Genomic DNA, 17,514 nt, shown 5'->3' on the forward strand with positions numbered 1-17,514 from the left:
GGTGGGCGTGGGTAGGGTGGGGCCGGGCGGCGCATCAAGCTTTCGCCGCCCGGTCGGGGAGAGTGGCGGGTCAGCCGAAGACGACCTGACGGTCGCAGTATTCATCGAGGCCGGCCTGGCCGAACTCGACGCCGAGGCCGGATTGCTTGGTGCCGCCGAATGGAACGTCGGGGCGGATCGCGCCGTGGGCGTTGATCCAGACCGAGCCGCATTCGAGCCGGAGCGCGAGGGCGCGGCCCTTTTCGAGATCCCGGGTCCAGACCGAGCCGCCCAGCCCGTTGGGGTTGTCATTGGCGCGGGCGATCACCTCGTCGATGTCGCTGTAGCGGATGATCGGCAGGGCGGGGCCGAACTGTTCTTCGTCGACGAGGGGCACCCCGTTGTCGACATCGGCCACAAGGGTGATCGGGTAGAAGTTGCCCGGGCCGGTGGACGGCGCGCCGCCGGTCAGCACCCGGCCGCCCTGCGCCTTGGCGTCTTCGACCAGCGCCACGACCTTGTCGAACTGCATCCGGTTTTGCAGCGGGCCGAGCACGTTGGCCTCGTCCAGCCCGGAGCCCATCGGCATGGCGGCGGTGAGCTTGGTCAGCTCGTCGCAGACGGCATCATAGACATCGTCATGCACGTAGAGCCGTTTCAGCGCGCCGCAGGTCTGGCCGGTGTTGATGAAGGCGCCCCAGAAGAGGCCCTCGGCGATTTCGGCCGGGTCCACGTCGGGCAGGACGATGCCCGCATCGTTGCCGCCAAGTTCAAGCGTCAGCTTCTTCAGCGTGTCGGCAGCCGAGCGCATGACCTTCACCCCGGTGGCCGAGGAGCCGGTGAAGACCATCTTGGCGATGTCGGGATGCGCCGACATGGCGGCGCCGATCTCGTCGGGGCCGGTGACCACGTTGACCACGCCCGCAGGCAGGATGGTGTTGATGATCTCGACCAGCCGCAGCGTGGAGAGCGGGGCCATGGGCGAGGGCTTCACCACGATGGTATTGCCCGAGCGGACTGCGGGGATGATGTGCCAGATGGCGATGAGCATCGGCCAGTTCCACGGCGTGATGGAGCCGACGACGCCGACCGGCTTGCGGTGCATCGCGACGCGGCCCTCGTTGTCGTCCTGGATCATCTCCGGCTCCATCGAGAGCGAGGCCGCGTAGCCGGCCCAACCGCAGGCGCCGCCGACTTCGAAGCGCGAGCCGAGCCCCTGCAGGGGTTTGCCGGTTTCGCGGGTGATGAGTTGGGCCAGTGCCTCGGTCTCGGCCTCGATGGCGGCCGCGATCTGCGAGCAGTAGCCGCGGCGGGTTTCGTCGGGCAGCGCGGCGTAGGCCGGAAAGGCGGCCTTGGCGGCGGCCACGGCATCTTCGAGATCGGCGAGCGTGCCGTTCGGGGCCTGCCCGGCGACGTCGCCGGTGGCCGGGTCGGTCACGTCGAACGTGCTGTCGGCCATGCGTGTTTCGCCGCCGATGATCATCGGGTAATCGGTCATCTGGTATCCTCCCTTGCGGGGTGGCCGGCCCCGGGGGCCGGCGGGCATGCCCTCCAGCATGCGCCCCGTAGGCACCCTTCTGGGCGATGCGAGGGGCCGCGAGCAACGGGACGGGGCCGAATTGTGGTATCGACGAATTCGATGGAAAGGCGGCTGAACCTTCGAGTACCTTGTGCCTTGCCATGACCAGCGACCTGCATCTCAAAGCCGATTTCCACAGCCTGCGCGTGCTGATCACCGTGCACGACAAAGGCTCGATCAGCGCGGGCGCTGACAGTCTCGGGCTGAGCCAATCTTCTGTGAGCTACACCATCGAGCGGCTGCGCGAGGTGTTTTCGGACCCGCTGTTCGTGCGGCTGGGGCGGGGGATTCGCCCCACCGAGCGGTGCGACTGGCTGGCCGAGGAGGCGCGGCGGCTGATCCAGCACTACGAGGAGATGGTGGTGCCCACCCGGTTCGATCCGGCCCGGGCGACCGACCGTTTCACCATCTCCTGCAATTTCTACGAACGCGCGAGCCTGCTGCCGCAGCTTGTAAGCCAACTGGCGGTGGAAGCGCCCGGCGTCACGCTGTCCATCGTCTCGGCGGTGGGCGACGGGCTGGCCCAGCTCGAGCGCAACGACTGTGATCTCTGCATCTCGCCGGTGCCAGCGCGGGTCTCGGGGCTCTACTCGGAGGAACTGCTGTCGGAGCGGTACGGCTGCTTCGTCTGCCCGCAAAGCCGCTGGGCCGAGGAGGGGCTGGACCTTCAGCTCTATTCCGGCGCCCGCCACATCATGGTGCGGCCCGCCCCCAACTGGCGGCCTTACTACCTTGCCAAGCTCTCCCGCCTCGGGGTGGAGATCCGCCCGCATATCGAGGTGTCGTCCTTCGGCGAGATCGACAGGATCGTGAGCGGCACCGATCTGATCCTGACCGCGACCGAGGGCTTTGCCCGCATCTATGCCCCCCGCGTGGTTGCCGTGCGCGCGCCGTTCGAGGCGCCGTTCCGGGTGCACATGGCCTGGGCCGGGCGCACGCACCGGGCACCGGCCCATCTCTGGTTGCGCCAGCGCATGCGCGAGATCGCGGCGGCACTGCCCGACCCCGAAATCCGCGACCCCTCCGCCGCGGCCTGACTCATCCTGCGCCCGGAGAGGGCAGCGGCAGCGGCGGGTCGTTGGCGACCTCGCGGATCATCTCGCGGATGCGGCGATGGCGGGCGCTGTTGTCGGTCCGGGGGGTCCACATCATGTTCACGTCGAAGCTGCACTCGAACGGCGTGGGCACCGCCTTCAGCGCGGGGGTGAAGAGGCGGGCGAGGCCGGAGGGGGCCGTCAGGATCAGGTCGGAGCCGGCCAGAAGGCGCTCGGCCCCGCCGAAGGAGGGCACCGTGACGGCGGGGGTGAGGCGGATGCCGAGGCGCAGCATCTCGTCCTGCCAGAACGGCCGCCAGCCCTCGGAATAGGCGATGGTCAGGTGCTGGCCGGTGGCAAAGCGCTCCAGCGTCAGCCCCTCGCGGGCGATGGAAGAGGCCGGATCGACGAAGCAGGTGTAATGCTCGCGAAACAGCCGCTCGACCCGCAGCTTGTGCGCGCCCGGCGCCACCGGCGAGATCGCCACGTCGCATTGCCCGTCCTGCAACATCCGCTGCGGCGCATTGCTGGCAGGCACCATCGCCACCGGCATCAGTGGCGCGGCGGCACGGAGCTTGGCGAGCAGCGGCGGCAGCAGCAGGCTGCGTTCGTAGAAGTTGCCGGCGATGGTGTAGGGCGTGGTTTCGCGGGCCATGTCGAAGCTGCCCTCCGACCCCAGCTCGCGCAGATCGTCGAGCGCGGGGCGCAGTGCGGCAACGATGGCATCGCAGCGCACCGTGGGCACCACCCCGCGCGCCGCCCGGTGGAAGAGACTGTCGCCAAAGGCCCGTCGCAGGCGCTCCAGCGTGTAGCTGGCGGTGGATTGCGCAATGCCCGCCCGCTCTGCGGCGAGCGTCAGCGACCCGGCCTCGTGGATCTTGCAGAGCAAGCCCAGCGCCTTGAGGTCCAGCCCCATGATATCGAGATCATCCATATCTCTTATCCCCTACTTCGTATTGCTCGATACATGAGGCCAGTGCAGATCGGAGGCAAGGGAGACTTCAGGGAGGAGACCATGCCCAGGCCATTGCCTGTGATCGACGACGTGTCGCTGGCCGAGATGTACGACGATCCCTATCCGATCTACGCGCGGCTGCGGCAGGAGGCGCCGGTGGCGTGGCTGGCGCCCGCCAATATCGCGCTGATCACCCGCTTCGATGACATGATCGCCATCGAGCGCGATGACGAGACCTTCCCCGCCAACGACCCGCGCAGCCTTCAGATCCGCTCGATGGGCCACTCGCTGATGCGGCGCGACGGCGCGGAGCACGCTTCCGAGCGGGCGGTGCTGGTGAAGTCCTTCAGCCCGCCGATGGTCAAGAGCCACTGGTCGCCGCTGTTCCGCGAGATCGCTGATGAGCTGGTGGGCGACATCGCGCCAAGGGGGCAGGGCGACCTCTTCACCGATTTCGCCGCGCCCATGGCGGCCCGCGCGTTGGCGCAGATCATCGGCATCCCCGAAACCGACTGGCGCGACCTGCTGTGGTGGAGCCAGGCGCTGATCGACGCCACCGGCAACTACGCCGACCTGCCCGAGCCGTGGGAGCGCTGCGCCCGCGCGAGCGAGGGGATCGACGCCGCCATCGACCATCACGCCGCGCTCTGGGCAAAGGCGCCCAACCCCTCGGCGCTTTCCGCCATGGTGGCCGCGGGCTGGCCGATCGAGCGCATCCGGGCCGATATCAAGGTGATCATCGGCGGCGGGCTGAACGAGCCGCGCGATTCCATCGGCACGGTGCTGCTGGGCCTGCTGTCCGATGCGGCGCAGCTCGAGGCGGTGAAGGCCGATCCGGCGCTGGGCCGCAAGGCCTTCGAGGAGGCGGTGCGCTGGGTGGCCCCGATCGGGATGTATCCGCGCCGCGTGGCGCGCGAAACCGTGCTCTCCGACACCGTGCTGCCCGCAGGCACCGCCATCGGCCTCAGCGCCGCCTCGGCCTGCCGCGATGAAAGCCACTTTGGCGAGAGTGCCGGGCGGTTTGACATGAACCGCCCCAAGGCGCAGCACCTCGCCTTCGGCTCGGGCCCGCACTTCTGCCTCGGCACCTGGATGGCCCGCTCGATGGTGGGCGACATCGCCGTGCCCGCGCTGCTCGACGCCCTGCCGGAGCTGCGCCTCGATCCCCAAAATCCGCCCCGCATGGGGGGCTGGGTCTTTCGCGGCCCGCTTTCCCTGCCAGCCATATGGAGCCCGAAATGACCAAGCTCACCGTCATCACCCCCGCAGGCGAAAGCCGCGCCGTCGAGGCCGATCCGTCGACCTCGCTGATGGAGGCGATCCGCGATGCCGGCATCGACGGGATCGTGGCCGAATGCGGCGGCACCGCGGCCTGTGCCACCTGCCATGTCTTCGTCGACGAGGCGGCGCAGGCTGCCCTGGAGCCTGCTGACGAGCACGAGGAGGGCATGCTGGAGTTTGCCGCCGTCGAGGCCACGGCCGCCAGCCGACTGTCCTGCCAGGTACGGGTGGCCGACCTGCCCGAGGGCGCGGTGGTGACGCTGCCCGATACGCAACTTTGAGCCATTGGCGGGACGCAGGCCGCGCCCCGCCATCCTTCTCCGATCAGGGAGCCGCGATATGCGAGACATCGTTTTCCAGCCGTCCGAGGCCTTCGACCGTGATCCCGATGCGCCCGGTTACCTTGTTCAGAAGCAGGCTCTTGTGTCCGCGCGGAAAGCGCCCTTCGCCCTTGCCGGTGGTGCCGAAGGAGATCATGTCGCCCGGCTCCAGTGTGAAGTAGCGGCTGGCCTCGGCGATGCAGGTCTCGACGCGGAAGCGGTAGTTGCCGGTGTTGTCGCGGGCAAAGACCTCGCCGTCGATGTCGGCCACCACGGCGAGCGCGTTGGGGTCGGGCACCTCGGCGGCAGGTGTCACCCAGGGGCCGACGGGGCCGAAGGTGTCGGTGCCCTTGGAGCGGGTGTGATAGACGTAGAAGACATCGCGGTCTTCGGGGCCTTGCAGGTTGCGCCACTTGTAGAACTCGGGATGCGCGAGGTCGGGGGCATAGGTGACGGCGATGGAATCCTTGCCGAACTTCAGCCCGTGCGACGTGACATCGTTGAGGATGGTCCAGCCGAAGACATGATCGAGCGCCTCGGCCTCGGAGATCCGCGAGGCGCGCTTGCCGATGATCGCGCAGATCTCGGGCTCGGGGATGGTCGGGCCCCAGTCGGGGGCGACCTCGATGGTGCCGCCGTGACCGATGAGGCAGGAGGGCGGCTTGAGAAAGAAGTTGGGCACGCCCGGGTCGTGGTGCGCGGTCTTCATCAGTTCGCGGTTGTTGAAGGCGACACCGAGGATCTTGGAGGGCCGCCGCACCGGGGGCGCGTAGATCAGCGCCGCTTGCGCCACGGTTTCACCGGTGAGCGCGGCGACACGGTCCAGCAGGGCAGGGTCGTCCTGCGCCGCCTCCAGCAGCTCGCCGAGGTCGCGCAGCGGCACGTCCGGCAGCGCGGAGGTCACATCAAGCGCGCGGTCCTCGCCCATGTCGCGCCACAGGCGGTTGGGCTGGCCCTCGAGATGGGCAGTTGCAAGTTTCATTCCGGTCTCCTCCATGCGGTTTCGTCGCCCAGCTTAGGTGGGCCGGCGCCCGCGCGGGCGGGGACGGCGGGGCGTTTCACATGTTGAAATCCCCCGCCGCCCCCGCAGCACCGGCATCGGGGTGCTATGCGCCGCTCAAGTCGGTGCAAAAGACCATGGCAATCCTCGAGGAGTTGAGCCGACACCCTGCACGACGGGTCCGCGAGCTGGCGCAGGCCACGGCCATCCCGGCGCCCACGGTGGTGCGGGTGCTCGAAACCCTCTGCGCCATGAATTACGCCGCGCGGCTCCCCCACAGGGCAGGCTATTGCCTTGCCGAGCGCGCAGGGCGCCTCGCGGTGGGCCTGCACGGGCTTCCGGCGATCCTCCCCGCCGCCCGCGCCGCCGCCGAAACGCTGACCGCCGAGCTGCGCTGGCCGGCCTCGATCTGCACTCGCGAGGGGACGGCGATGGTGGTGCGCTTCTCGACCATTTCCAACAGCCCGCTCGCCCACAAGCATTCCACCATCAACCGCCGCCTCAGCCTGCTCACCCGTGCCCACGGCAGGGCCTGGCTGACGTGGTGCGATGAGGCCGAGCGCGCGCCGCTGCTGGAGGAACTGGTAGCGGAGGGGCAGCACCCCGGGCCGGTGGCGCGGTTGCAGGCAGAGATCGCCCCGGTGCTGGCCTCGGCGCGCGCCAGCGGCGTGGCCCGGCGCGACCCTGCGTTGGAACCCGACACCATGACACTGGCCGCGCCCGTTTTCTCCGGCGGGCGGCTGGTGGCGACACTCGGCATCACCCATTTCCTGCGCGCCGTGCCGGACCCCCTGCCGCTGGTGCGCCGCCTGAAGGCGCTGGCACAAGAGGCCGGGCGCGTCTCCGAGATCGAAGGGCAAACCGAATGACCGAAGCCGCACTGCAACAAATCCTCGACCGTCACGAGATCGAGGCGCTGAACCTGCAATTCGCCCGCGCGCTGGACGGCGGCACTGTGGAGCAGTTTCTGGCGATCTTCACCGAGGATGTGGATTACCGCAGCGGCGGGCGGGTGCTTCAGGGCCACGCGGCGCTGCGCGACTTCTTCGAGGCGCGGGCGGCGGCGGGCCGGGTCTCGCGCCACCTGATGAGCGGGCTCGACATTGCCTTCACCGGGGCAGACACGGCGCGGGTTCGCAGCACCTGGCTCACCTTCGCAGGCGCGGGGCCGCTGCCTGTGTCGGGCTGCACGCCCTTTCTCGTGGCCGATGTGGAAGACGACTGCCTCCGCACCCCCGAAGGCTGGCGTATCTCCCGGCGCATCATCACGCCCATCTTCCGCAATCCAGAGATTGCCGCTCCGGTGGCGACCGGCAGCGAGGCGCAGCAATGACCCGGCGCATCGAGGTTCCCGGCGGCTGGCTCGCGGTTGAAGATCAGGGCGCCGGAGCGCCCGTGGTCTTCCTCCACGGGTTCTCGCTCGATCATCGGTCGTGGGAGCCGCAGATGAACGCCTTCCGCGCGCGGCACCGCTGCATCGCCTATGATCTGCGCGGCTTCGGGCAAAGCAGCCTGCCGCAGGGCGATTATGACCACGTGGCCGATCTGGAGGCCCTGAGGGCGGCCCTCGGCCTCGACCGCTTCAGTCTCGTCGGCCTTTCGCTCGGGGCCAATGTGGCCCGCGCTTATGCGGCCAGCCACCCGGAGCGCGTGGCCGGTCTCGTCCTGGCCTCCAGCGGCCTTGCGGGGCACGACTGGGGCGGCGCACCGCGCCCGCCCGAAGAAGCCCTTCAGGTCGCGCAAGCCCAGGGGCCGGAGGCTGCACGCGCCTTCTGGCTCGCCCACCCGCTCTTTGCCTCGCTCGCCGACGCACCCGAAGCCCGCGCCTCGGTCCACCGGCAGGTCGCGGACTACGCGCTCTGGCACTGGCGCGCGCCCGGTCGCGCGGCGCGGATCGCGGATGCCGGTGCGCTGGCCGACCTGTCCGTGCCCACCCTGGTAATCTCCGGCGACCGCGACCTGCAGGGCTACCGCGACATCGCCGCCACGCTCGCCCGCGAGATCCCCACGGCCCGCCTCACGCGCATCGCAGGTGCGGGCCACATGGTGAACCTCGAAGCCCCCGAGACCTTCAACACCGCCCTCGCACAATTTCTCGCCACCCACGGCACCCCAGAGGAGGAGACCCAGCCATGAGCAACTCGATGGACCTCACGCTCGATCCGCCGGGCACCTATGTCTACACAGCCGAGATGGCGCTGAAGGGCCACCGGCTCACCGCCTTCGGCCTGTCGCTGAGGCGGGCGCACAACCGCGAGGCCTTCCTCGCCGATGAGGCGGGATACATGGGCCGCCACGGGCTTTCAGACACCGAGATCGCCCATGTTCTTTCCCGCGACTGGACCGCGCTCATCGCGGCGGGTGGCCACCTTCAGGCCATGCTCAAGGTGGCCGCGACCGTGGGGCAGAACCTCTGGCACATCGGCGCGCATAACTCCGGGATGACCGTGGAGGAGTTGATGGCCATTTGCCCGCGCAGGATCAGCGCCATACCGGGGGAGGAGGGCTGATGGCGCGCATCGTCGGCGGCTTCGGCATTTCGCACACCCCCTCGATGGGGCTGGAGTTCGACAAGGGCATCGCGGGCGACTGGGCGCCGCATTGGAAGCCATGGTTCGACGGCACCCGGCCGGTGAAGGACTGGCTCGACAGAATGGCGCCGGACCGGTTGATGATCGTCTACAACGACCACCTCAACCACTTCGACTTCTCTGCCTGTCCAACCCTCGCTATCGGCGTTTCCGACACCTACCCGCAGGCCGACGAGGGCTGGGGGCCGCGCCCCTACCCGGACCTGCCGGGCGACACCGCCATGTCGCTGCACATGACCGAACGCCTCGTGCGCGGCGGCTTCGACCTGACGGTCTGCCAGGACCTCTCGGTCGATCACGGCATATACTCCTGGCTGCCCTACCTGCTCGATGCACCGTGGCAGGTGCCGGTCTGCCCGCTGGCGGTGAACATGGTGCGCCACCCGATCCCCACCAGCCAGCGGCTCTGGGATCTGGGCCGGGCCATCGGCACCGCGTTGCGCGAGATGCCCGGCGACGAGCGGGTCGTGGTGGTCGGCACCGGCGGCATGTCGCACCAGATCAGCGGTGCCCGCTTCGGCATCGCCAACGAAGGCCTCGACAGGTGGTTCCTGCGCCACCTGCGAAACGACCCGCAGATGCTGGTCGACACCCCGCAGGAAGACTTCATGCGGCTGGGGGGCACGGAGGCCTCGGAACTGGCGATCTGGTTCGCGATGCGGGCCGCGCTCTCCGAAGAGGTCGCGGAAGTCTACACCTACCATACCTTTCCCGCGGTCACGGGCTGCGGTGTCGTGGTCTATGAGGAGCAGGGCTAGACGGCCGGGCAGGGCGGCAGTCACCGCAGAGCCGCGCCCTCAGGACACGGCTCCGGCTCTCCGAACCCGTGCAGGTGGGCCTTCCGCCCGGGCCGGTGCAGGCCCTGCCGTTGTCGCAGGCACCGCCGGTAAGGAAAAATACACGCTTCACCCGGCGCGCAGCGGTGATCTGGCGGGGGCTGCCCGCCAGATCGGGGGCCACTCAGGCCGAAAGCGACCGCAGGATCGTCTCGCGGATCTCGTCCAGCTCCGCCGGCGCGGTCTCGCGCGAGATGCGGATGTCATGCGCAATCTCGGCAGGGCGCTTGAGCACCACGATCCGGTCGCCGATGTCGAAGGCTTCCTGGATCGAATGGGTGATGAACACCGCCGTCTTGTTGTTCTCCCGAACCAGCCGGGCGAACTCGGTGCGCAGCCGCTTCGAGGTCATCTCGTCGAGCGCCGAGAACGGCTCGTCGCAGAGCAGCAGCGGGGCATCCGTCGCGAAGGCCCGGCTGATCGAGACCCGCTGGCGCATGCCGCCGCTGAGCGCATGGGGGTAGTCGTTCTCATGCCCCTCCAGCCCCAGCTTGTGCAGCCAGTACAGCGCCTTCTCGCGCCGCTCGGCCTTGGAGATGCTCAGCATCTCCAGCCCCAGCTCGACATTGTCGACCGCGGTGCGCCAGGGCAGCAGCCTGTCGTTCTGAAACACGATCGCCATCTTGCCGCGATACCAGTCGAAGTTGGCGAAGGGCGCGCGGCCCATCACCTCGACGGTGCCTTCGGTGGGCGAGGTGAGCCCCGAGATCATGTTGAACATGGTGGATTTGCCGCAGCCGGTCTTGCCGAGCAGCGCCACGAGCTGCCCCTTGCCGATCTCGATGCTGAGGTCGTCCACCGCCGTCAGCGCGCCGAAACGCTTGCTGACATTGGTGAAGCTGATCTCGGTTTCGAGGCTGGCAGTTTCCGTGGGGGCTGCGTCGCGGATGTTCATTGCGGTCTCCATCAGTGGCGCTCTGAAATGGCGCGGTAGCGGAAAGCGGCGCGCTCGATGAGGGAAAGAACCCACTGGAACAGCAGGACGAAAAAGACGAGCTGCAAGGTCCAGGCCAGGGCACCGGCCATGTCGAACAACTGCTGCTGCTGGAGCAGCTGGTAGCCGACACCGCCGGAGGAGCCGACGAGCTCTGCCACCACGACCACGCGGCTGGCATTTCCGAGGTTGACCTTCCAGGCCGTCAGCATCTCGGGCAGCACGGCGGGCAGCACCATCGAGGTGAAGTATTTCACCCGGCCGGGCCGGAAGCTCATCACCATCTCCGACAGATCCTTGTCCATGCCCCGCAGCGCACCGACCGTCTGGAAGGTGAAGGCGGGCAGGGTGGTCATGATCATGATGAAGATGATGCGAAACTCGACCCCGTGGAACCAGATGATCGCAAACACCACCCAGGACAGGGCAGGGATGCCCTGAAAGAAGGTGAGTGTGGGCGTCAGCAGCTTGTCGGCAATGCGGAAGTTGGTGATCGTGATGCCGAGGATCGCGCCGATCACGAAGGCCCCGGCAAGACCGCCCAAAATGCGCAGGGCCGTGGCCAGAACGCTGGAGAACTGCGACCAGGTCGTCAGGATCTCCCAGACCCGGGCAAAGACATCGATCAGCGATGGAAACAGGAACGGCGGAAAGAACGCCGCAGCGATCTGCCATGCGGCGGCGATCAGCACGAAGGGCGCGGCGATCCAGAAGATCCGCCGCGCCGCTCCGAAGGCCGGACCGGCGTAGGGGTGCTGTCCCGGCGTAACGTCGGTCATCAGTTGCCCTCACCGGAGTAGATGGTTGCGTCGGTGGGCATCTTCGGCAGGTATTCCAGCTCGACGCCAACCTTGTAGACGCTCCTGATCTCCTCGACGAGATCCGACGCCATCGCCACGTTCAGCCCCAGCCGATCATTCTGCTCGATCAGGTTGACGTAGTTGGTTTTCACGTCCTCTGTGCCGTCCCGTGCGATGATGGTCGCGGCCTCTTCGGGGTTCGCGGTGACCCACTCGGCGGCTTCGCTATAGGCGGCGTAGAGCGCCTGAACCGTTTCGGGGTTTTCGGCAACCCAGGAGGTATGCGCAGCCACGCCGAGGTAGGGAATATCATCGGAGCCGGCGAAGTCTTCCCAGGCGCTGGTGATGTTGAGGTCGATCGAGCGGATCGCCGGGTTCTGTGCCGAAAGCGAGGTGAAGGCCGGCTCCCAGAGCTGGACGGCGGCGGCGCGGTCGGCCATCGCATAGCCCACGAGGCCCGGAGGCGCGGTGTTCACGGCCGTCACCTTCGACAGGTCGACGCCCTGCTGCCCGGCGAGCCAGCGGAACATCTGGTAGTTGGTGGTTCCGGTCGCGGCGGCAAGGTCCTTGCCCTGCAGGTCGGCAAGGGTCTGCACGTCGTCGCGGGTGGTCACCACCGCGCCCCAGTAGTTGAACAGGTTGAAGAGGTAGGTCGCCTCTACACCGCGCGCTTCGGCCAGTCCGACGGTGAGCAGGGCGGCGCTGCCACCAACCTTGAACTCACCGGAGTTGAACTGCGCCGCATAGGCGTCGGGTGTGCGCTCCTCGAAGGTGATGTCGAGGCCATTGGCCGTATCGAACCCCTGCGCCTTGATCACCGGCGGCAGGAAGGCCCCGAGCGAGGGCGGGCCGAACACCACGATGGACACTTCGGTGGGCGTGTCCTGCGCCATCGCAGGTGCGCCGATTGAAAGCGCGGCCGCAGCCAGCGCAATTATGCTGTATTGAGTCATGTAGTCCTCCCATTGCTGACCGTCCTGCCCTGTCACCAATCGCCACAAGGCGCATCAGGATGGGAACATCTTGGTCATTGCGCTAACACTTTAGGGGCAATATATCAAAATTGTCAATTTAAATGTGTGTCAATCTGGAGGGTGCGGTGTGTATTGTGGTACAATCTGTGCTGCGAAAGCGATCATGGGTGTGAGGTTTGCGGATTATAAGGGGTTTTCCGCAATTCGCGCTTTCGCAATTGCAGCATTCCTCGCCCTGGAATCCAAGATTGTCACACTTTTCGAGATGGCAAAGTCATGATTGATCCCCTCGCCGTCCTCATTGCCTCCTGCCTTCTCACCGCGGGGGCGACCATCAAGGGCCTGCTCGGAATCGGCCTCCCCATGGTGGCGATCCCCGGACTGACGCTGGTCTTCGGCCTGCCCACGGCGCTGGCCATGGTCAGCATCCCTGTCGCCGCCGCCAACCTCTGGCAGGTCTGGCTCTATCGCCGGACAGAGGGCATCTGGCCGGTGCTTCTGCCCTTCGTCTGCGCCGGGGCGCTGGGCACGGCGTTGGGCACGATCATCCTCGTATCCGTGGCAGAAGTGGTGCTGGAGCTGGCCCTCGCGGCGATGCTGGTCGCCTATATCGTCTTTCGCGTGGCCCAGCCGGGCTGGGCGCTCTCCGGCCGCAGGGCGAGGGCAGGGGCGCTGCCGGTCGGGCTGGCGGCGGGCATGCTGCACGGGGCCACCGGCATTTCCGGCCCCATCGGCATCACCTTCTTCCATGCGCAGGGGCTGCAACGCCCGCAGTTCATTCTGGCCTCGGGCGTCATGTTCCTCTGCTTCACCCTCGTGCAGATCCCCATGCTGGGGGCCACCGGCGTCCTCGGCGGCAGCGAGGCCCTCGTGGGCATCGTCGGCCTGCCCGCGGTGGCGCTCGGCCTCTATCTCGGAGATCGCCTCGCGCGCCGGGTCGACCCGGTGCTCTTCGACCGTCTCGTGCTGCTGGTGCTGGGCTGGACGGCGGGCGCGCTCCTGTGGCGGGCGGTGGGCGCGCTCGTTGCCGGCTAGGTGGCAAAGGCGCTGCGCAGAAACATCAGCGCCGCCCCGACCACCAGCATCACCCGGTAGGCCTGAAAGAACAGCGTGTCCGTCATCCCTCGCGCCACCCGCGCCCCGATGAACCCGCAGACCATGCCGCCGGGCAGCAGCAGCAGCGCCTCGCAGAACACCGTCAGGGTCACATGGCCGGAGACCGAGAGCATGGTGGTGCGCCATACAAGGATCACCGCCGTCACAAGGATGATCGTGCCGCGAAAGCTGTATCGGTCAGGCGCGAAGATCCGCACGAAAAGCGAGATGAAGGCCACCGCGCCCGCCCCGATGATCCCCGAGATCAACCCGGCCACAACACCAAAGACCGGCGCCGCGAGCCGCTTGTGGCTGCGCACCCAAGGAGCCAGCGGATCGAGCAGCCCGCGCGCATCCGCGATCACCGAAAACATGATGACACCGCCCGCAAGCATCCCCAGCGACGCCCCGTCGATCCGGCTGAACACCCAGACCCCGAAGGCGATGGCCGGCAGCAGGAACACCCCCATCCGGAGCGTCAGGTCGCGCTGCCCGTACTTCAGCCCGTCGGGCATGTAGGGCAAGTGCAGCATCAGGTTGCAGAGCGCGGCGAGCACAACGGCCTGATGCGGCTCCACCAGAAAGGAGCCGACCACGATCAGGAACGGCACCGCTCCGTAGCCGAAGACGCCCTTCACGAAGAAGGCCGCCGCGTAGACACTGACCAGCAAGGTGATCTGCAGGGGCGTGAGCGCGTCGAAAGGAGTGATGCCGAAGATCACGGGAGGGCCGAAGAGGTCACTCTGCGGGGGTCGGCCCGAACGCGATGGCCGGGCCTGGCGAAAAGGCGCGGGGCGAGGGCCGGCGGGGAGGGGGGATCACCCCGCAGCCGATCCGCCCCAGCACTGTGGCCCGGCCTCATGCCGCCGCGTAGCCGAGGATCGCCTTCAGCTCGGTGAAGTCCTCCAGCCCGTGCACCCCTTGCTCGCGCCCGTTGCCCGACTGGCGGTAGCCGCCAAAGGGCACGTCGCCCTTGGCCGCCGCGTAGTTCAGATAGACCCGGCCCACCCGGATCGCCCGCGAAACCCGCTTCAGCGCCTCCGGGTCGCTGCCCGACACATAGGTGGCCAGCCCGTAGGGCGTGTCATTGGCGATGGCGCAGGCCTCCTCCTCGCTGTCATAGCCGAGCAGGCAGAGCACCGGCCCGAAAATCTCCTCCCGAGCAATCCTCATGTCGTTGGTCACGTCCCGAAACACCGTGGGGCGCACGTAGTAGCCGGTGTCCAGCCCCTCGGGTTTGCCGGGTCCGCCGGTCACGGCGGTCGCACCCTCCGAAAGGCCGCTCTCGATCAGCCCCTGCACCCGGTCCCACTGAACCTTCGAGACCAGCGGGCCAAGGTCGGTGCCCTGTTCGCGCGGATCGCCGGTCTTCATCTCTTCCGCCGCCCTTGCGGCAATCTCGGCGGCCTCGTCCATACGGCTGCGTTCCACCAGCATCCGCGTCGGCGCCTGGCACGATTGGCCGGTGTTGCGGAAGCAGAGCTTGGTGCCCGCGGCCACCGCCTTTGCGAAGTCGGCGGAGGGCAGGATCAGGTTGGCCGACTTGCCGCCCAGCTCCTGATGCACGCGCTTCACCGTGGCCGCGGCCGATTGCGCCACGGCGATGCCGCCCCGGGTGGAGCCGGTGAAGCTGACCATGTCGACGTCGCCGTGCGACGAAAGCTGTGCGCCGACCGAGGGCCCGTCGCCCTGCACCATGTTGAACACGCCCTCCGGCAGCCCGGCGGCGGCAATCGCCTCCGTCAGCACGATGGCGCTCAGCGGCGAGACTTCGGAGGGTTTCCAGACAATCGTGCACCCGGCGGCAAGGCCATAGGCGATCTTCGAGGCCGCCTGGTTCAGCGGCCAGTTCCACGGCGTGATGAAGGCGCAGACACCGACAGGCTCGCGCACTACCAGCGAGGTGCCGACCTGCTCCTCGAAGCGGTAATCCTGCAGGATCTTGGCCGCCATCACGAAGCGTTCGCGCGGCATGGCGATCTGCACGCTGCGCGAAAACCCGAGCGGCGCCCCCATCTCGCTGGTCATCGCCTCCACCATCTCGTCGGCGCGCTTGTCGTATTCCACCAGAATGCGCTCCAGCGCGGCGCGGCGCTCCTGCGGGTCGCTGGTGCTCCAGCCGCCGTCAAAGGCGGCGCGGGCCGCGGCCACCGCATCGTCCACATCCTGCGCCGAAGCGGTGGTGATCGTCGCCTCCACGGCCTCGCTTGCGGGGTTGATGACATCGAGCTGCGTGCCGCCGGCCGGGCGCCAGGCGCCGTTGATAAAGGTGTCGCCGAGATGATTCATGGCCGCTGCTCCCTGATGTGCTTGCAGATCATACGTATTACGTAATACGTAATATGAGAGAGCGCAACGGGAGAGATGGCGGCATGAGCGACGGCAAGCAGACGATAGGGTGGGGCTCCGACCTCATGGCGCAGGCGCTGCGCGAACAGGAGGTGGAGTGGGTCTTTCTCAACCCCGGCTCCAGCTTTCGCGGGCTCCATGATTCTCTGGTGAACTACCTCGGTGACGAGAAGCCCAAGATCGCCCTCGCAACCCACGAGGCCATCGCGGTGTCGATGGCGCACGGCTATGCCAAGGCGAGCGGCAAGACCGGTTACGCGATCCTGCACAACCTCGTCGGGCTGATGAACGGCTCGATGGGGGTGTTCAACGCCTTCTGCGATCAGGTTCCCATGGTCATCCTCGGCGGCTCGGGCCCCGCCGACCCGGCACAGCGGCGCTTCATCGACTGGGCGCATTCGGCCAATACACAGGGCGATCTGGTGCGCCCCTACGTGAAATGGACGGACGAGCCGGCCACACTCGACGGCGCCATGGATTCGATGCTCCGCGCCGGCAGGATCGCCCGCACGGGGCCTCCGGGGCCGGTCTACGTGTCGCTCGATGCGGGCCTGCAGGAAGAGGTGGTGGAGCCCGGCCGCGGGACCGGCGCCGACCTGCCGCGCTACCGCCCGCCCCATCCCGTCGCCCCCGACCCGGAGGCGGTGGAGCGCGTGGCCCGCGCGCTGCTGGAGGCCGAAAGCCCGCTGATCGTCTGCGGCAGGCTCGGCATCGACCCCCGCGCAACCGCGCCCCTCGTGCGGCTGGTCGAGGCCACCGGCGCGGCCTATCTCGACGACCGCTGCATCGTCTGCCTGCCCACCCTCCACCCGCAAAATCTCAACGGCGACAAAAAGATACGCTCCGAAGCTGATGTTATCGTTGCACTGGATGTCCATGATCTGACCCTTGCAACCAAGGGCTACGGCACCGGGCGAAGCCAGATCATGGGGATCGGCGCGGGCAGCGAGGGTGCCCATGTGGTGGACGTGTCGCTCAACGACTGGTTCGGCAATTCCTGGGCCCGTTTCGGCGGGCCGACCCCGCCGCTCGACGACCAGATCGCCGCCGATCCCCTGCGCGCCCTCAAAGCGCTCGCCGAGGCCGCCGAGCGGCTGGGCGGCGACAGCACCAGGATCGCGGCGCGCCGTGCGGCGCTGGGCGACCGCCACGCCGCCTGCCGGGCCGTCTCGGCGGCAAAGCTCGAAGAGCGGCGCGCCGAAAGCCCCGTCTCGATGCAGCGCCTGACCCACGAGGTCTATCAGGCGGTGAAGGACGAAGACTGGCGCCTCGTGGTACGCAACCACCGCAGCTGGCAGGATGGCTACTGGGACTTCCCCGGCTGCGGGTCGTACCTCGGCGGCGATGGCGGCGGCGGCGTCGGATACGGTCCGGGCGCAGCCGTCGGGGCGGCGCTGGCGCTGAAGGATACCGGCGCCCTGCCGGTGGCAATCATCGGCGACGGCGACTTCATGATGGCGCCCGGCGCGCTCTGGACCGCCGTTCACCACGGCGCGCCCCTGCTTCTGGTGCTGATGAACAACCGCTCCTGGGGCAACGACGAGCTCCACCAGCGCGAGGTCGCCAAACACCGTGGCCGCGACGTGGCCCGCGCCCATATCGGCCAGCGCACGGAAGATCCGATCTGCGATCTTGCCGCCATCGCGCGCGGCTTCGGCGCATGGAGTTCTGGGCCGATCGAAGACCCCGACGCCCTTGCCCCCGCCTTGCACGAGGCGCTGGCGCGGGTGAAAAGGGGCGAGGTTGCCGTTGTCGAGGTGATCACATCGCTGGACTGAGGAAACCCG

Annotated in this window: 18 protein-coding genes; 10 read left to right on the forward strand and 8 right to left on the reverse strand. The window is 68.0% G+C overall.

The features are described from left to right. Window positions 1-70: 70 nt before the first annotated feature. Window positions 71-1,477: an aldehyde dehydrogenase family protein gene (locus GTH22_RS02110; protein WP_252942893.1), complete on the reverse strand. Its 1,407-nt coding sequence runs from the start codon at window positions 1,475-1,477 to the stop codon at window positions 71-73. Window positions 1,478-1,659: 182 nt separating this feature from the next. Here GTH22_RS02110 and GTH22_RS02115 point away from each other — a divergent pair, with 182 nt between their 5' ends. Next, window positions 1,660-2,595 (forward strand): LysR family transcriptional regulator, encoded by a 936-nt coding sequence (locus tag GTH22_RS02115; protein WP_252942894.1) that lies wholly within the window; start codon window positions 1,660-1,662, stop codon window positions 2,593-2,595. A 1-nt stretch (window position 2,596) separates the two neighbouring features. Here GTH22_RS02115 and GTH22_RS02120 read toward each other — a convergent pair whose 3' ends face one another. Then, entirely contained in the window at window positions 2,597-3,526 is a 930-nt protein-coding gene (locus GTH22_RS02120) for a LysR family transcriptional regulator (RefSeq protein ID WP_252942895.1), read from the reverse strand. A gap of 81 nt (window positions 3,527-3,607) precedes the next feature. Here GTH22_RS02120 and GTH22_RS02125 point away from each other — a divergent pair, with 81 nt between their 5' ends. Both GTH22_RS02125 and GTH22_RS02130 read left to right on the forward strand, forming a co-directional pair. Further along, complete coding sequence (locus GTH22_RS02125) at window positions 3,608-4,789, forward strand: cytochrome P450 (protein ID WP_252942896.1); 1,182 nt, start codon at window positions 3,608-3,610, stop codon at window positions 4,787-4,789. Continuing rightward, complete coding sequence (locus GTH22_RS02130) at window positions 4,786-5,109, forward strand: 2Fe-2S iron-sulfur cluster-binding protein (protein ID WP_252942897.1); 324 nt, start codon at window positions 4,786-4,788, stop codon at window positions 5,107-5,109. Before GTH22_RS02125 ends, GTH22_RS02130 begins: the two co-directional genes overlap by 4 nt. A 43-nt stretch (window positions 5,110-5,152) precedes the next feature. Here GTH22_RS02130 and GTH22_RS02135 read toward each other — a convergent pair whose 3' ends face one another. Beyond that, window positions 5,153-6,130 carry a fumarylacetoacetate hydrolase family protein gene (locus GTH22_RS02135; RefSeq protein WP_252942898.1) on the reverse strand — a complete coding sequence of 326 codons (978 nt, stop codon included), beginning with the start codon at window positions 6,128-6,130 and terminating at the stop codon, window positions 5,153-5,155. 80 nt (window positions 6,131-6,210) lie between these two features. Between GTH22_RS02135 and GTH22_RS02140 the strand changes: the two genes are divergently transcribed. From GTH22_RS02140 to GTH22_RS02160, 5 genes are read left to right on the forward strand one after another with little or no spacing between them, the layout of a single operon-like run. After that, window positions 6,211-7,017 (forward strand): helix-turn-helix domain-containing protein, encoded by an 807-nt coding sequence (locus GTH22_RS02140; protein ID WP_252942899.1) that lies wholly within the window; start codon window positions 6,211-6,213, stop codon window positions 7,015-7,017. Beyond that, window positions 7,014-7,481 carry a nuclear transport factor 2 family protein gene (locus GTH22_RS02145; protein WP_252942900.1) on the forward strand — a complete coding sequence of 156 codons (468 nt, stop codon included), beginning with the start codon at window positions 7,014-7,016 and terminating at the stop codon, window positions 7,479-7,481. Before GTH22_RS02140 ends, GTH22_RS02145 begins: the two co-directional genes overlap by 4 nt. Beyond that, window positions 7,478-8,284: an alpha/beta fold hydrolase gene (locus GTH22_RS02150; protein WP_252942901.1), complete on the forward strand. Its 807-nt coding sequence runs from the start codon at window positions 7,478-7,480 to the stop codon at window positions 8,282-8,284. Before GTH22_RS02145 ends, GTH22_RS02150 begins: the two co-directional genes overlap by 4 nt. Continuing rightward, the gene (locus tag GTH22_RS02155) at window positions 8,281-8,658 is read left to right on the forward strand and encodes a hypothetical protein (protein ID WP_252942902.1); all 378 of its coding nucleotides are present in this window, start codon (window positions 8,281-8,283) and stop codon (window positions 8,656-8,658) included. Before GTH22_RS02150 ends, GTH22_RS02155 begins: the two co-directional genes overlap by 4 nt. Then, complete coding sequence (locus GTH22_RS02160) at window positions 8,658-9,497, forward strand: protocatechuate 3,4-dioxygenase (protein WP_252942903.1); 840 nt, start codon at window positions 8,658-8,660, stop codon at window positions 9,495-9,497. The genes GTH22_RS02155 and GTH22_RS02160 overlap by 1 nt, the downstream gene beginning before the upstream one ends. 202 nt (window positions 9,498-9,699) lie before the next feature. Here the strand turns inward: GTH22_RS02160 and GTH22_RS02165 are convergent, their stop codons facing one another. Genes GTH22_RS02165 through GTH22_RS02175 form a run of 3 tightly spaced genes read right to left on the reverse strand, consistent with a single transcriptional unit; the run spans window position 9,700 to window position 12,262 of the window. Beyond that, a complete protein-coding gene (locus GTH22_RS02165; RefSeq protein ID WP_252942904.1) occupies window positions 9,700-10,470 on the reverse strand; it encodes an ABC transporter ATP-binding protein in 771 nt (256 codons plus the stop codon). An 11-nt stretch (window positions 10,471-10,481) separates the two neighbouring features. Beyond that, window positions 10,482-11,288, reverse strand: a complete 807-nt coding sequence (locus GTH22_RS02170) for an ABC transporter permease (RefSeq protein WP_252942905.1) — start codon at window positions 11,286-11,288, stop codon at window positions 10,482-10,484. Next, entirely contained in the window at window positions 11,288-12,262 is a 975-nt protein-coding gene (locus GTH22_RS02175) for an ABC transporter substrate-binding protein (RefSeq protein WP_252942906.1), read from the reverse strand. Before GTH22_RS02175 ends, GTH22_RS02170 begins: the two co-directional genes overlap by 1 nt. A 297-nt stretch (window positions 12,263-12,559) precedes the next feature. Here GTH22_RS02175 and GTH22_RS02180 point away from each other — a divergent pair, with 297 nt between their 5' ends. Then, window positions 12,560-13,318, forward strand: a complete 759-nt coding sequence (locus GTH22_RS02180) for a sulfite exporter TauE/SafE family protein (protein WP_252942907.1) — start codon at window positions 12,560-12,562, stop codon at window positions 13,316-13,318. Here the strand turns inward: GTH22_RS02180 and GTH22_RS02185 are convergent. Then, the gene (locus GTH22_RS02185; protein ID WP_252942908.1) at window positions 13,315-14,100 is read right to left on the reverse strand and encodes a TSUP family transporter; all 786 of its coding nucleotides are present in this window, start codon (window positions 14,098-14,100) and stop codon (window positions 13,315-13,317) included. The two genes, GTH22_RS02180 and GTH22_RS02185, sit on opposite strands and share 4 nt — an antisense overlap. A gap of 136 nt (window positions 14,101-14,236) precedes the next feature. Continuing rightward, window positions 14,237-15,667 (reverse strand): aldehyde dehydrogenase family protein, encoded by a 1,431-nt coding sequence (locus tag GTH22_RS02190; protein ID WP_252942909.1) that lies wholly within the window; start codon window positions 15,665-15,667, stop codon window positions 14,237-14,239. Between the two features lie 83 nt (window positions 15,668-15,750). Between GTH22_RS02190 and GTH22_RS02195 the strand changes: the two genes are divergently transcribed. After that, the gene (locus GTH22_RS02195; RefSeq protein ID WP_252942910.1) at window positions 15,751-17,505 is read left to right on the forward strand and encodes a thiamine pyrophosphate-binding protein; all 1,755 of its coding nucleotides are present in this window, start codon (window positions 15,751-15,753) and stop codon (window positions 17,503-17,505) included. The last annotated feature ends 9 nt before the right edge of the window (window positions 17,506-17,514 follow it).

The organism is Oceanicola sp. 502str15 (genome assembly GCF_024105635.1).
GTDB lineage: Bacteria > Pseudomonadota > Alphaproteobacteria > Rhodobacterales > Rhodobacteraceae > Vannielia.